Origin of the sequence: Sporosarcina sp. P32b, from assembly GCF_002743335.1 — a bacterium.
Classification (GTDB): Bacteria; Bacillota; Bacilli; order Bacillales_A; family Planococcaceae; genus Sporosarcina.
Genome location: NZ_PDZB01000030.1, coordinates 1 through 13,050 on the forward strand (window position 1 = coordinate 1; position 13,050 = coordinate 13,050).

General features: G+C 37.1%; 17 protein-coding genes and 1 pseudogene. 16 read left to right on the forward strand and 2 right to left on the reverse strand.

Translation table 11 applies throughout. The features are described from left to right. Positions 1–96, forward strand: a pseudogene (locus tag CSV64_RS14930) (chemotaxis protein CheV); the annotation flags it as partial. Between the two features lie 96 nt (positions 97–192). Here CSV64_RS14930 and CSV64_RS14935 read toward each other — a convergent pair. Both CSV64_RS14935 and CSV64_RS16695 read right to left on the reverse strand, forming a co-directional pair. After that, positions 193–372, reverse strand: coding sequence for a hypothetical protein (locus CSV64_RS14935; protein ID WP_099635405.1), 180 nt, complete (start codon positions 370–372; stop codon positions 193–195). A 70-nt stretch (positions 373–442) separates the two neighbouring features. Further along, positions 443–619, reverse strand: coding sequence for a hypothetical protein (locus tag CSV64_RS16695; RefSeq protein ID WP_158232237.1), 177 nt, complete (start codon positions 617–619; stop codon positions 443–445). Positions 620–837: 218 nt separating this feature from the next. Here CSV64_RS16695 and CSV64_RS14940 point away from each other — a divergent pair, with 218 nt between their 5' ends. The 15 genes from CSV64_RS14940 to CSV64_RS17115 all read left to right on the forward strand — a co-directional run bounded on the left by CSV64_RS14940 (position 838) and on the right by CSV64_RS17115 (position 12,709). Continuing rightward, entirely contained in the window at positions 838–3,099 is a 2,262-nt protein-coding gene (locus tag CSV64_RS14940) for a sensor histidine kinase (protein WP_158233059.1), read from the forward strand. Between the two features lie 127 nt (positions 3,100–3,226). After that, positions 3,227–3,796, forward strand: coding sequence for a hypothetical protein (locus CSV64_RS14945; protein WP_099635403.1), 570 nt, complete (start codon positions 3,227–3,229; stop codon positions 3,794–3,796). A 129-nt stretch (positions 3,797–3,925) separates the two neighbouring features. Then, positions 3,926–4,519 carry a hypothetical protein gene (locus tag CSV64_RS14950; RefSeq protein WP_099635402.1) on the forward strand — a complete coding sequence of 198 codons (594 nt, stop codon included), beginning with the start codon at positions 3,926–3,928 and terminating at the stop codon, positions 4,517–4,519. A gap of 480 nt (positions 4,520–4,999) precedes the next feature. After that, positions 5,000–5,383, forward strand: coding sequence for a hypothetical protein (locus CSV64_RS14960; RefSeq protein WP_099635400.1), 384 nt, complete (start codon positions 5,000–5,002; stop codon positions 5,381–5,383). A 120-nt stretch (positions 5,384–5,503) separates the two neighbouring features. Continuing rightward, positions 5,504–6,973, forward strand: coding sequence for an FAD-binding oxidoreductase (locus CSV64_RS14965; RefSeq protein WP_233190490.1), 1,470 nt, complete (start codon positions 5,504–5,506; stop codon positions 6,971–6,973). Between the two features lie 11 nt (positions 6,974–6,984). Then, on the forward strand, positions 6,985–7,518 hold the full coding sequence (locus tag CSV64_RS14970; RefSeq protein ID WP_099635399.1) for a hypothetical protein: 534 nt from the start codon (positions 6,985–6,987) through the stop codon (positions 7,516–7,518). Positions 7,519–8,538: 1,020 nt separating this feature from the next. Then, positions 8,539–9,081: a hypothetical protein gene (locus CSV64_RS14975; protein ID WP_099635398.1), complete on the forward strand. Its 543-nt coding sequence runs from the start codon at positions 8,539–8,541 to the stop codon at positions 9,079–9,081. An 83-nt stretch (positions 9,082–9,164) separates the two neighbouring features. Then, complete coding sequence (locus CSV64_RS14980) at positions 9,165–9,407, forward strand: hypothetical protein (protein ID WP_099635397.1); 243 nt, start codon at positions 9,165–9,167, stop codon at positions 9,405–9,407. Between the two features lie 203 nt (positions 9,408–9,610). Then, entirely contained in the window at positions 9,611–9,823 is a 213-nt protein-coding gene (locus CSV64_RS14985; protein ID WP_099635396.1) for a helix-turn-helix transcriptional regulator, read from the forward strand. Continuing rightward, positions 9,820–10,218 (forward strand): hypothetical protein, encoded by a 399-nt coding sequence (locus tag CSV64_RS14990; RefSeq protein WP_099635395.1) that lies wholly within the window; start codon positions 9,820–9,822, stop codon positions 10,216–10,218. The genes CSV64_RS14985 and CSV64_RS14990 overlap by 4 nt, the downstream gene beginning before the upstream one ends. Positions 10,219–10,369: 151 nt before the next feature. Then, positions 10,370–10,702 (forward strand): cell division protein FtsK, encoded by a 333-nt coding sequence (locus tag CSV64_RS14995; RefSeq protein WP_099635407.1) that lies wholly within the window; start codon positions 10,370–10,372, stop codon positions 10,700–10,702. A 491-nt stretch (positions 10,703–11,193) separates the two neighbouring features. After that, positions 11,194–11,364: a hypothetical protein gene (locus tag CSV64_RS16705; RefSeq protein ID WP_158233058.1), complete on the forward strand. Its 171-nt coding sequence runs from the start codon at positions 11,194–11,196 to the stop codon at positions 11,362–11,364. Between the two features lie 454 nt (positions 11,365–11,818). Next, positions 11,819–12,139, forward strand: coding sequence for a PadR family transcriptional regulator (locus tag CSV64_RS15005; RefSeq protein ID WP_099635393.1), 321 nt, complete (start codon positions 11,819–11,821; stop codon positions 12,137–12,139). 19 nt (positions 12,140–12,158) lie between these two features. Then, positions 12,159–12,497 carry a DUF1048 domain-containing protein gene (locus CSV64_RS15010; protein WP_099635392.1) on the forward strand — a complete coding sequence of 113 codons (339 nt, stop codon included), beginning with the start codon at positions 12,159–12,161 and terminating at the stop codon, positions 12,495–12,497. A 35-nt stretch (positions 12,498–12,532) separates the two neighbouring features. Further along, on the forward strand, positions 12,533–12,709 hold the full coding sequence (locus CSV64_RS17115) for a hypothetical protein (protein WP_369824193.1): 177 nt from the start codon (positions 12,533–12,535) through the stop codon (positions 12,707–12,709). Positions 12,710–13,050 lie beyond the last annotated feature (341 nt).

Genomic DNA, 13,050 nt, shown 5'->3' on the forward strand with positions numbered 1-13,050 from the left:
CTGAAGCATAAAGGGGACAGTGTCGGAGCGGACGATCAAGTCAGTAAGCCGGAAATCGCAGAATTGGTATTGAAGATTGATAAGTATATATTGTAAGAATGAGAGACTTCCGTTTTTTTGCGGGGGTCTTTTTTTCATGCGCAGAGTAAAACACGCCACTTTCCGGTACTGGAAAGTGGCGTGTTGAGGATGTTATTTATCGTTGTCTTTTTTCACTTGATCGTCTATCGGAACATATTCTCCCTTAAGTCCATCTTTCTCGATGTCGTAGTACTTGTCTGCACCTACTCCACCTTCATCAATCATTCTTGAAATACCTTTCGTGCGCATTTCATGTTCTTTAACAATTCTTTTACGGTCGTCTTTAGTCATGTTCGTCTCCACCTTTTATTAAAATGTATTTTTCAGGATAAATGTGTACATTTGCAGGTGTGTCTACCTGTTAATTATTCTTCGTTGATTTGCCTTCGGGTACTTCGATGACTTTTTCTGCTGGCGGCACTTTTTTAATATCATAATACTTATCCGCGCCCATCCCGCCTTCACCGATCATTTCGGAAATCTCTCTCGTGCGCATTTCGTTTGTCTTCATAATTTCTTTTCTGTCGTCTTTAGCCATTTTTAATTCCTCCTTTAAAATAAAATACGCTTTTACTCTTTGGGGAAATAGAATGTGTGACTGTACTCTGTGTTGAATCTTCTCTTCTATTTTAACACAAATACGTCAAGGATTGGTGAAATGGAAGCACTCCACTAGAATATTAACAGAAGATTGTGTTACCAGAAGACAATGGAATGAAAGTAATGATATATTTAAAGGGAAATGGGGTGCTTATGATGAACAATATACAAAGAAAAAAGAGTATTCCTCATATATATGTTAAAAACAATGAAATCTCTAACGTAAGTGATGGATTCCTGGAGTTAACTGGATACGAGGAAAGGGACTTCGTCGGATTATCCCTTATAGATTTAGGAGTATTACTAAAATCAGAACATCAACTATCCATCCAAGCTATTGAAGATGTAGCACGTGGCTATATTTATACACATGATTTATTGCCGAAAGAAGTGGCAATAAGCGTTAGTACGCTGGATTCTGGTGTTGAATTATATTATTTCGAGAACTTGGAAAGTCCTTCATTGTATTTCACGTTAGATAATTTCGGTAGCGAGGCAGCCAATAAAAATGGTTCTGTCGCGATTTTTAGCTATCCCGAAGGAATTCTTCTGCAGCATGATGAGAACTATATAGATGTCTTATCGTCGATGAATAGTAATTCCGACAACGTATTAGGTAATCACGCTGAATTTCCAGCCGCCATCATGGATGTACTTTCTAAGGGCGTGTCCCTTCATGAATTTGAAGTAGAGGTTGTCGGGGATGGGGGAATGACGACGTATTGGGATATCAATATAAAAATGATTAACGGAGAACGGGATCGCCAATTTACCGTCATTTCCTTTTATGATGTAACGGAGAGGGCCAATATCAGAAAGTGTTCCGAAAAACAGCATGCAGATGTGGAACTGGTTCTGGGTAATATGTCAGATGCGATTAATATTTTGGATAAGGACGGAAACTACGTATATGTAAACAATACGGGTAAAGACTTCCTATCACGATATCTACCGTCGTATAACATGAATATACAATCGATTTCGAGTAAAGTAATATGTGTGGCGCGTGAATTAAATGATGAAAATGGGGAAAGGATACTGTTTGAAAATACCCCTGAACAGCGAGTATTACGTGGTGAAAGGTTAAGCAATCATAAAATTATTGAAACGAGCGAATGGCCTACGACGTATTATTCATGTGAGGGCCTACCCCTTTATGACAAGCAAGGGAATATAGACGGCGGTATTCTGATTTACAAAGATATAGAGCTTAATCATAAAGTCGCGGAATATCAAGCGCTACGAGAGAACATGGACGTGTCTCCAATTTTTTATATGTCCTTTTCTCCGGGTGACTATAAAATCAATTATATTAATCAACATACATTTCAATTTTTAAAGAAACAACGAAAAAATATCTCCACAGAACTAGATATAATCGGGAGATCTCTTTTTGATTTCTATAGAGTAGATAATTTACAAGGCGTGAAAAATGGAATTCAGACTTCTATAGAAACTAAAAGTCCTTTTGTACACAAACATCAAGCCATGTTAGGTGGAGTGGTGAAGTACACAAAAACCATATTCCATCCTATATATACTTGTGACAATATAGTAGAGAAGATTGTCGCGATAGGGTTTGATATTTCAGATGAGGAAATCGCAAAAGAAAACATGGAGAAACTACTCACAATGCAAGAAGAAATCTTCATTAATATATCTCATGAACTAAAAACACCGTTAAGTGTCATATTCAGTAGCGCACAATTATTGAACTTGTATTTGGAAAATGATTCTCTCGAAGAATATAGGGAAGAAATACTCAATATCAATAAGGCGACGATACAAAATTATTATCGACTCATAAAATTGGTGAATAATATTTTGGACATTTCCAAGTTGGAATCGGAAGTGTATGAATTGGTCACATACAATCATAATATAGTAGAGATTATTGACGAGATTGTAGAATCGGTTTCAGACTATACGAAGTCTCAAGATATTCAACTCCTGTTTGACCCCGATGTGGAGGAGGTAATTATGGCATTGGATGTCTATAAATTCGACAGGATTCTACTCAACCTAATTTCAAATGCAATTAAATTTTCTGCAATAGGTAAACAGATACTAGTGAAATTGGCAGTAACCGACCACCATACTGTCAGGATCTCCGTCATTGACGAAGGAATCGGGATCGAGGAAAAAGATTTACAGGAAATCTTTAAAAAGTTCATCCAATTAAATCAGAATTTCAATCGTCTATCTGAAGGCACAGGACTTGGTTTACCTTTAGCAAAATCTTTAGCTGAACTACATGGCGGCACACTGCATGTTGAAAGTGTTTTCGGTGCGGGCAGTACATTTATTGTTGAGCTACCCATCGAGAATTCTACCTATAACGGAAGTGTATATGAGCTAAATAGTGAGATGGATAGGGCGGAGAGAGTGAGATACGAATTCTCGGATATTTATTTCTAGAAGAATTCGTTTTTTAGTAGCTTTAAATTCTTTAGTAATGAGTCTGTGTTCTATACTCTAGAATGTATAAAATATCTCGCTAATGATTAAGTTGATTTCATGAACAGGGGCAATTCTTTAACGAGGATTGCCCCTTTTTCAGCTACAGGAAAAGTTTTGGAAGAGTGAAACGAAAGCAAGAGCTGATTCGTCTAAATTTCAAGAGGTGGAAACCAAAATTTTACTATTTGGAAAGGATGAAAAAATGAAATCCAAATTTATCATGATAGTTCTATCACTTGGTCTTTTACTTACAGGGTGTACTAAAAGTAGTCAAAGCGTCGTTAACAGTCCGGAAGATGCTTTAAAATCAATAGAGAGTGGGAACGAAGAAAGAGAAATACATGTGTATGGTTCATATAAAGTTAGCGAAGAATTGGAGTTACTTATTTTTAGGGGTGTAATGAATGATCAGGATATTTGGGTAGCTGACGTTCATAAAGTGGACGGTCAATGGGTAGCTAAAGGAATCGTTCAAATGAATGGCCCCTTTAAGGAAAGTGATGACATTCAAACTCTGCTTCTACGTGACGAATTTGGACTTCCTTTGGATTATGAATTGGGGTATATCAAAAGCAATGTACCCGTCCCTGAGGATTTACATGTGTTTGAGATCGAAGGGATCTCTGATTGGAAAATATGGATTAAAGAAATTTAAATAACATTGAAACGAATAGGTGGTAAACGGCTTTGATAAACGAATACGATCCATGCTGCGGTCAGGACGAAATATACTATAACCATCTGAATAAACAAGTGCAATAGTGTGAAGATAAAGGGGATTTATATGAATACAAAACGTAAAAGGAAGGTATGGGGGATAGGTTTCGGAGTATTTATTGTACTTGGTATAGCTTTCATATCTTGGTATTATCCATTATCACCTTTTAGCATCCATCAAAGTTTTACCTATCATCCTAGTTCGGAAACGCATAATGGTAAAACCTACGAAGAAGAGGTTGGTCAGTTTAAAGCCGCCTATGAGAAAGATCTAGATAAGGATGTAAAAAGTGAAAATCACAATCCTACGGTATATCGAACTCAATATATTCTTCCGACTTTTGAACAACAATGGTTGCTTGGGACCGAATCCAAAACAATTGATAAAGATCAACTGGATCAAATACTTCTCGATGTACAACAGGCAAGAAATACCCTGTTAAGCCTTGTTTCTGAAGGAGATTATTCCAGAGAAGAAAGAGTATACCTGGTGGATAGCATAAACGCACTCCTTAAATTGGAAGATAGTGTTAGAATGATAAGAAACGGAAAGTATTTTTCCAGAAGCGATTTGCAAAGGATGTTAGGTACTGTACGTGGAGATTTTCGAGCAAGTTTTAATCACTATACCACCGTTTTTTATGATGTATCTCACAAGTGAGAGTACGAAGCAATCGGCCAGGTTAAAGAATTTCTTTTATATAAATGGAGCAGAAGGTGTATGAGTAGTGGAAATCTTTAAACAACGAATTAAAGCAAGCTTTTTTTATGTAATCATATTTTTGGCAATCTATATTCCATATAATTTTATAGCAAATAATGTTTTGATAGAAAAAGAGGTTTTGATGTTAGCGATTTCAACGGGGCTGATATATAACTTCATTATAATTCCATATATAGTAAATGAACGCCCCCCAAAAAAATGTGAATAGGATAGAAAATTACTCTGTTCGGGAACATTTCATTAATAAGATTTGTGCTTCAAGCGGGCCAATTAATCTACTTGGATGCAATTCATGAATTAGAGGTACCTATCAAATGAACCACTTGGATTTTTAAAGATAGATGGATAGTTCCGTTAAATAAATGAAGTAGATGATATTGCACGCATAGAAAGCAGGAGAAAAAAGGGAGCAACGAGATGCGTAAAATAGCTTTGATAGTATTAATTATTACTCTTATCATTTTAAGTGCTATTTTTTTGGGGAATAGGGCAAGCCAGGATACGATTTTAGGTAAGGAGATACATTCTATTTTAGAGCAAGAGGAAAAGCAAATGGATTTAACCACAATGACGGATTTTGAATGGGATGCCGTTGAGGTATTTGGTCCTTATTCAACAAATGAAATAATTGAGGATTCGATGGATATCCGATTTAAAGGCGACAATGGAGGCATCGATGTACTTGAAGATCGATTTTTATTAGTGTTTGCAAATGGGAAGAATGCAGTTAAAACAGTGGTTCTATCTAGAAAGTACGGAAACTTCACAATCAAAGATAACAAAATATTGATTGTTGAATAGTAATATCAAAAACAAACTGTGAATAAGTACAGGTAATTCCGACTTAAACTGGCACTTCATAATCTGGGACTATTAATGCCTGAATGTTAGATTAAAATTCTGACTAGATAAGGAGATCACATGCAAACGATAGCACTCTTAGTAAAGAAACCCTGGTTCCTTGGAAGTCTAGTTGTTATTTTTGTATCCGTTATCTTATGGAACATTCCGATTGAGAAGAGGAAATATGGGCTCTCTCAAAGCGGTTTAGTCACAGATTACACGGGGCTACTGCCTGAACGTATTGAAAGAGTAGTAAAAGCGGAAAACCGAAGTGATTTGCAAAGGATTGTGAAACGAGCGAACGTGAATGGGCAACAAATTGCAATTGCCGGATTGCAGCACTCACAAGGTGGCCACACGTATTACAAAAACGGAGTCGTTCTAGATATGCGGACATTCAATCGTATTTTGGAAATAGATGAACAGCAAAAAACGGTTCGTGTCGAAGCAGGTGCCACTTGGGAAGATGTGCAGGAGGCCATACAACCTGTTGGACTGGCTTTGAAAGTGACGCAATCGCAATCAATTTTTACAATTGGTGGTTCACTATCTGTAAATGCACATGGGCGAGATATCCGCTTTGGTTCGATGGCAGAAACGGTAAAGGCTATGACAATCATTACCCCTGAAGGTGACATCAAGACCGTGACCCGAGAGGATCCGGATGAATGGATGAAGTACATATTTGGTGGCTATGGATTATTTGGCGTGATAGTAGATGTGACAGTGGAAGTAACGGAAAACCATCTATATACGATTCAAACAGAGAAATTGAAAATAGGCTCGTATGCCTCCTATTTCGACCAGTTATTGAATGATCAACATATGGCCATGCACTATGCCAGAGTGAGTGTAGCACCCAATTCTTTTTTAGATGAAATGTATGTGATCAATTACAAACAGACAGAAAAACGAGATTATACGACGGCGCTAAAAAAAGAGCAAAGTGTTCGTTTAACTAAGTTAGCACTTGATATTGGACGGCATGGGGGCGCTTTAGAAAATCTGTTTTGGGGGACACAAAAGCGTTACATTGCTTCTATTGATGGGAAAGAGATTACCCGAAATAATGCGATGCGTTCGGAATCTACGTTCATGGAATATACGAAGCCGGGTCGTGTGGAAGTGTTGCAGGAATTTTTTATTCCGGTTCATAGATTTGAAGCCTATATGAACGAGTTGAAGAATATAATCCCGGCCAATGATAAAAATGATGATTTTAAAATCCATAATATAACGATTCGATATGCCGCTGCGGATCGTTTCACTACATTAAACTATGCCAAAGAAGATATGTTTGGTTTGGTTGTTTTAATGCAGCATGGGTTAAAGGAAGAGCAGATTACAGAAGCGACGTCTGTCATCCAAAACTGGACCCATCTGACATTAGACCATGGTGGAACGTATTATTTACCTTATTATCGTTATCAGACGAAGGAACAGTTCAGGCGCTCCTATCCTCAGTGGGAGAAGTTTGCGGAGGAAAAATTACGTAGAGATCCAAATAACGTATTCCAGAATATGTTTTATGACTATTATGTAAAATGAGGGAACGCAGCATGAATCATAAGAGTACGCGCTATTTACCACTAGTGGTCACTGTGGGGCAGGTTGTTATTTTCCCATATTATATTATTTGGTTAAAAGAAGTATCTTTGACGTTTACTTTATTTGCCTGGTTCTTTGCGACATTTTCTTTCGCGGCTGCCTGGGGATACCAAATCGCACAATCAAGAACAAATAAGGACCATTCGTATATCATGTTCATTTATGCAGGGATGGGGATCGTGTATATATTAATAGGCGCTATAAAGAATTCGTCTGACATTCTTCCTTATGCGGTCATTTTATTACAGGTTATTCTTGGACTGTTACAAGGATACTTCCGTGCCTGGCATGCTGAGCAAGATACCTACCATTTACACGCAGTCCATCATTATTTGATTGTTGGCTGCGCGATGATAGGTTTCAGCTTCGTTAAAATCATATCTCCTGTCGTTTTTATTACGATATTTGGGATTTTGATGTGTATGTGTGCGGTGTGGGAACTTTTTAGAAAGGAAAAGAAAAAGACCATTATTCCCGGGAAATAAGTTTTACAGCCCCACGTAGGTGATTCCCTCACACGGGCGCTTTTCTAGGTGCGAAATGTTCCTAAATCAAATGAAATGTGGTCACACAATTTCGGTAAAGGTTAGGCGGTTTTAGGTTTCCTAAAACTGAAGGGTTATATCGAGAAGTCGAACCAGGAGGTAACGCTCTGAAAGGCTTCCCCTGCGTCGAGTAGCACGTATGGTTAGTAAGGAAAAGCGTGTTATAAGCTCGGCTAATAGGCGTAAGAATTTACCGTAACAGTTTGGCTGACGAAAGCCTACCCGATGGGGTGGTGTAAACCATGATGCTTGGGTTGAACAGATATGGTGAGAATGCAATGTAAATACAATAACATACTGTATTGCTGACGAGCTTCTGAATGTACGGGTCTAGACGCGCGTTATATAGAAATGTATTTACTACCCAATGTAGGGTTAGCTGTGGATGAGTAAGAATCGAGAATATGAAAGTCCATCTTGTGTTACAGGCACATGCAATGCTAACAGGCTCATAGGAAGCACCTAAGTTTGTTCTATAATAGATATAATTCAACGTTGTAAGCTGATAACGTGGAGGGCTTACTCCCAGTGAAACGTTGAAAAGGAAAATAGTTTTGAGAGTAGCGACTGTATAACTTTTCTTCATATCAGTGAAAGTGGTGGCACAGTACCGTTGAAGCGTGTAATGAACGTGGAGGGATAGCCACTAGACTAGTAAAAGATTCATTCAATCATGTTAGACAAATCTTTATCAGTTAATAAGGTTCTTGTAAGACTAATAGAGGTTCACCTTCTACGGAAGGCACCGACTTATTGAAACGGGAGAGTTGAAACACAGAATGTGTTGATGATTGAATCGAATTGGATTAGTTGGAACGCCGTATGAAGTGAAAGTTTCACGTACGGTGTGAAGTGGGGGAAAAGCTGGCGATAACTTCAAAGGCTTACCTATCACTATAAGAAGAACTGTACCCGTTTTCAGTAATCGGGCCAAATAAATGAATCAGGGAGGTTTGCCAAGTGGTTCAACCTAAAAATTTCTTTATAGCCGGTTTGAAAATAATCGGTGTGCTAACAATAATTTGGAGTTTTACTCAGGTTGCTCCAGTAATCATTCAATTTTACTCTGTTTATAATCAGTCGGATATGATGCAGGCTAACGATTTAAGTAACTATCGTGTTTCACTATTATTTCAAGTGGTCTATCCGATAGTGCTTTTGTCTATTGGAGTTTATTTGGTTAAAAGTGGAGAAGCCCTAATTCAATTCGCATTTCGTAGCTGGAATGAAAAGAACGAAGAGAGTAATAGTCTATTGTTTATTTTGTTCATGAAACTGGCAGGTTTGGTTTTAATCATCATTTCCATTCCAACGGCATTTCAACTTTTATCTAACGTATTATTTATTTCATCAGCCAAAGTAATAGGAACAAGCGATCAAATCAACTTTGTTTTACTGAACCTTGTTACAACGGTCATTAATTTATTATTAGGTTTATATTTGCTCAAGAGCGGAAAGATTTTTTATAAACTTGGCTTCAGTAAAAATAACGAGATGGATTGATGGAATTTATTAAAGAATCGGGCGCGATTGTTGTACAAATTTCATGCTATTAACGGGCCATTTAACGAAAAAGGAGTGAAGATATGAAGAATTCTATACGATTCTCATTAGGTTATTTAGGATATTTCTTGATTGGTTTTATGGCTCTGCGGGCATTAATTGTTCAAGAGGATAAAATAGGGTTTGTTATATTAATAGTTGGATTAACTTTACTTATTGACTATGTTGCCTCTTTCGAAAAAAAGTACGGAACTCCGAAATACAGTGGATATATAAAATCTATTCTTGTTGTTGCATTTATCTTTTCGGGATTTTCAATGGTTTAATTTATTAAACAAAAGGGCGCTATTGTAGCACACGTTTTATGCATTAACGGACCATTTAGTTTGATAAGCCGAATGAGACAGAAAAACATAATGATGACAAATAAGGTGAACGAGGTGTAAAAGGTATTTGACATCCCGTTCACCTTATTTTATCATATAGGTGTAAAACATCTTTTACACCGCAGAAGTGGAGTGGTATCTGAATGGAAAATAAAATCAAGGAGTACAGGGAAAAGAATAGCCTATCACAAGGAAAATTAGCTGAACTGTGTAACGTGACAAGACAGACAATCAATGCCATTGAAAATAATAAATATGACCCCAGTCTGGAATTGGCATTTACGTTATCACACATTTTCGGTGTTCCTGTCGAGCAGGTATTTATTTTTAGGCACGAAATGGAGGGGAAAAAGTGACGGTTATAAAAAAGGTCAGTGTAATCGGTTCTTTGGTTATTATTATTGCTGTTGGTGGTTATGGGATATTTGAATGGATCACAAAAGAAGTGATTAATGCCGCTACACTCTTTTATGTTTTTTTAGGAATCGGGTTTTTATTTCAATCCATTACATGGGGAGAAGTGGATGGAAAACATGAAAGCAAAAAAGACGAGTTAGAAAAACACATAACGCTTGTAAGTTCAAAAATAAGCTATTATTTATTAATCTTATTGATGATCATCGTTTTAGCTATTTCAGAAAGAGTAACTGCAATGAATGATATAAGGAATATCCCGCTTGTTATTGTAATTGGACTTGCATGGATAACCATGCCGATTACTGAATTTGTTGTTTCGAAAAAATATCGTTAAAAATACCTTGGTGGTTAAAAAGTTAAACAAGAACAGATATGCCAGAATAGGGTGCGTTTGTGAGATAAGGATTGTGCCTGAATCGGGCCAAATTGTGTAAAATGGTTATTCAATGATAGAGGTTGAATTAACGGGAAAGCAGGATCGGTTTATGAAGGCATTTAAAAAAGTAATTAAATTCCTAAATAGAATGAAAGACATAGATAGAGAAGGTCTTTCGGATAAAGAAAAAGAATACTTGGACAGAATTCCAACACAAAATCCATATGGACTAATAGGAATGATTCTCGGAGGAATTGCTTTTACTTTTGGATCACAGTACGGCTTTATTCCCGTTATTACATTGGCCTTTTGTGTAGTGACTATATTTACTTTTGATAAAGAAAAAGAAGATAATCCTTGGCCTTTTTATGTAGGCATTATACTTTCATTGATCGGCTTAAATATGTTTATTAATGGGGAATTACATGAGCTGATATTTTAATATCTTTTTTCCGAAAGGCTTCTTTCCCATAGGTCATGCCTATCTTATTTAGGTACACTATTGGCTAACGATGGACTAACAACTTATTAAATAAACGGGCTCGGTTAAATGAATAAGAATCGTATCATAATCGGGTCATTAGATGGTTGATAAAAATTTAAGCTATATAACTGACTAGCAATCAGTCTGATTATTTTGATTATTAATATAGACGGTTATTACCATCAAGTTTTAGTTTCAGGAAAGAAATGCACCAAACGACAATTAAGAGAAAAGTATAAAAAGGCAAAAGAATTAACGTATGACAGTAGGGATTTTCCTGCAATATTTTGTACGCTCCATAACTTTGAGGAAATCTTTTTTGATGTTAAGTTGGAAGTCGATTTTGTTATTGATACCGATACAGATAGAATTTATTCACCAACGTATTAGATCAACGGGTTCAAACCACTATCCGACCTATGGGTGCGATTGTAACATAAGGCTTATTTTTGTCACTTAGTTGTTCATTAGCAGTTGGAGGAACGTTAGTAACTATAGGTCGCGTGCAGATTGTCTATTTCGTCTTCAACCTAATGTTCTTCTTGCAAGAAGGAAATACAGAATTCCTTATTGCACGAGGTGAAGAGCATGCAAGTGAGACACTGAAGTGGATAGAATGATGGAGTGTTTGGATTACAATTAAGCTGTTCATTGTCGCGTTCGGTTACGTTTTCTCTCTAGTGGATATGATACGAAATGCACCGCCAGGATCAGCACCATTTTTCACCAGGTAAGCGCTATAGGTGTCCTGTTTTAGTCAATGAGTTAGACGCTTCATTAATAAAATATATAAAGTACATGAAGAAATCCCGCCAGATCAATAATTGGTGGGATTTTTTCATGGATTTAATACCGTGGCTGCTCATCGTGAGAAGGAATAGTTTCAAGTGTTCGTTCAACAATTAAGATATCGTGAAGTTCAAAGAGTTAAGGGGGAAGCAAAATAATTAATAGGAGAATTACGTTATTCATTTGACGGAATACACTATTGTGCATTACTATTAAGGTAGTTAGTAATACGGCATACCAGTACTACAGAGTACTGAAATAATAACCGAACAAGCGGAGGTAGAGATGGAAAATATTACCGAAATGTTAAAAGGAGTTCTTGAAGGGTGTGTGCTTGAGTTCATTAGCCGTGGCGAAACTTACGGCTATGAAATTACGCAACAGCTTCGTGAACTTGGCTTTACTGATGTAGTTGAAGGCACGGTTTATACGATTACTATGAGACTTGAGAAAAACAACCTGGTGAACATCGAGAAAAAACCATCCAATATGGGACCCCCTAGAAAGTTTTACACACTCAACGGGGCGGGTCGAGAGCAACTTAAACTATTTTGGGCTAAGTGGGAATTTGTCTCGAATAAAATGAACGAACTAAAATTAAATTAAATTAAAAAGGAGATAGAGGATGAATATTTTCGAGAGAATTATTGGTAGTTTTGACGACAAGAGAGAATGGAAGGCCATGAAGGCGCGTGTGAAGGACCTGCCGAGTGAGTACCGTAACGCTTACAAAGCAATTGAAAAATATCTATCGGCGTGTGGTGGCCTGACTGACTGGAAAGATATCAGCCGTATTTTTGGTAGCATTCTTGATCTCTTCGAAGAAGGGGCAGCGCAAGGAAGGAAAGTCACTGAACTCACTGGAGAAAATGTAGCCGATTTCTGCGATGAATTAGTGAAGGATGCAAACACTTGGACTAACAAGTATCGAACGAAGTTGAACGATACGATTCATCGTGGTTAACGTAACGCATCAGAAAGGGATACGATGGTACTATCATTGACTCTTTAATCTTTGGGATGTCATATCTCATCATGTTCATGCGTGATTCTATTAAAGTGTTAAGTAGCTACACTTTTCAAAACGTCATAAAATTTTTCATCAATTCAGGTTCCGGTCAAGCAGCGGTAACTATGCCGATTCTGATTCCTTCACGCAATTTAATTAGGATATGATACAGACGACTGTGCATCCGCTTCATCTAGAGGACGGATTCACGAATTTAAACTTCTCAAACGGCTCGATAATGATGCCTTATCTTGCCGCTCCAGGGATCTCTTATTTGAAGCGGTTAAGATTTATATAGCTCTAAGCACTAATCTATATTTTTATCGGTGGTGTTTTTATAGACATTGCGCATATGATTCAGTAATCGTATTAGAGAGACATTCATGACAATTGTATAAATATCCAAGGGGATATCGACTCTAGTTAGCTTAGTCGGTATTCCCTTTTTTAGTAGAGATATTGATGCAAGTGAGTAGCGTAAAGGATTGTCTAAAGTAACTTTCCTTTA

What these genes read in the sequence shown, in the direction of transcription:
- CSV64_RS14970 (WP_099635399.1), top strand. Translation starts at nt 6,985, where the DNA reads ATGAATCATAAGAGTACGCGCTATTTACCACTAGTGGTCACTGTGGGG.
- CSV64_RS15005 (WP_099635393.1), top strand. Translation starts at nt 11,819, where the DNA reads ATGGAAAATATTACCGAAATGTTAAAAGGAGTTCTTGAAGGGTGTGTG.
- CSV64_RS14960 (WP_099635400.1), top strand. Translation starts at nt 5,000, where the DNA reads ATGCGTAAAATAGCTTTGATAGTATTAATTATTACTCTTATCATTTTA.
- CSV64_RS14950 (WP_099635402.1), top strand. Translation starts at nt 3,926, where the DNA reads ATGAATACAAAACGTAAAAGGAAGGTATGGGGGATAGGTTTCGGAGTA.
- CSV64_RS14965 (WP_233190490.1), top strand. Translation starts at nt 5,504, where the DNA reads ATGCAAACGATAGCACTCTTAGTAAAGAAACCCTGGTTCCTTGGAAGT.
- CSV64_RS14985 (WP_099635396.1), top strand. Translation starts at nt 9,611, where the DNA reads ATGGAAAATAAAATCAAGGAGTACAGGGAAAAGAATAGCCTATCACAA.
- CSV64_RS15010 (WP_099635392.1), top strand. Translation starts at nt 12,159, where the DNA reads ATGAATATTTTCGAGAGAATTATTGGTAGTTTTGACGACAAGAGAGAA.
- CSV64_RS14940 (WP_158233059.1), top strand. Translation starts at nt 838, where the DNA reads ATGAACAATATACAAAGAAAAAAGAGTATTCCTCATATATATGTTAAA.
- CSV64_RS14980 (WP_099635397.1), top strand. Translation starts at nt 9,165, where the DNA reads ATGAAGAATTCTATACGATTCTCATTAGGTTATTTAGGATATTTCTTG.
- CSV64_RS14935 (WP_099635405.1), bottom strand. Translation starts at nt 372, where the DNA reads ATGACTAAAGACGACCGTAAAAGAATTGTTAAAGAACATGAAATGCGC.
- CSV64_RS14995 (WP_099635407.1), top strand. Translation starts at nt 10,370, where the DNA reads ATGAAGGCATTTAAAAAAGTAATTAAATTCCTAAATAGAATGAAAGAC.
- CSV64_RS16695 (WP_158232237.1), bottom strand. Translation starts at nt 619, where the DNA reads ATGGCTAAAGACGACAGAAAAGAAATTATGAAGACAAACGAAATGCGC.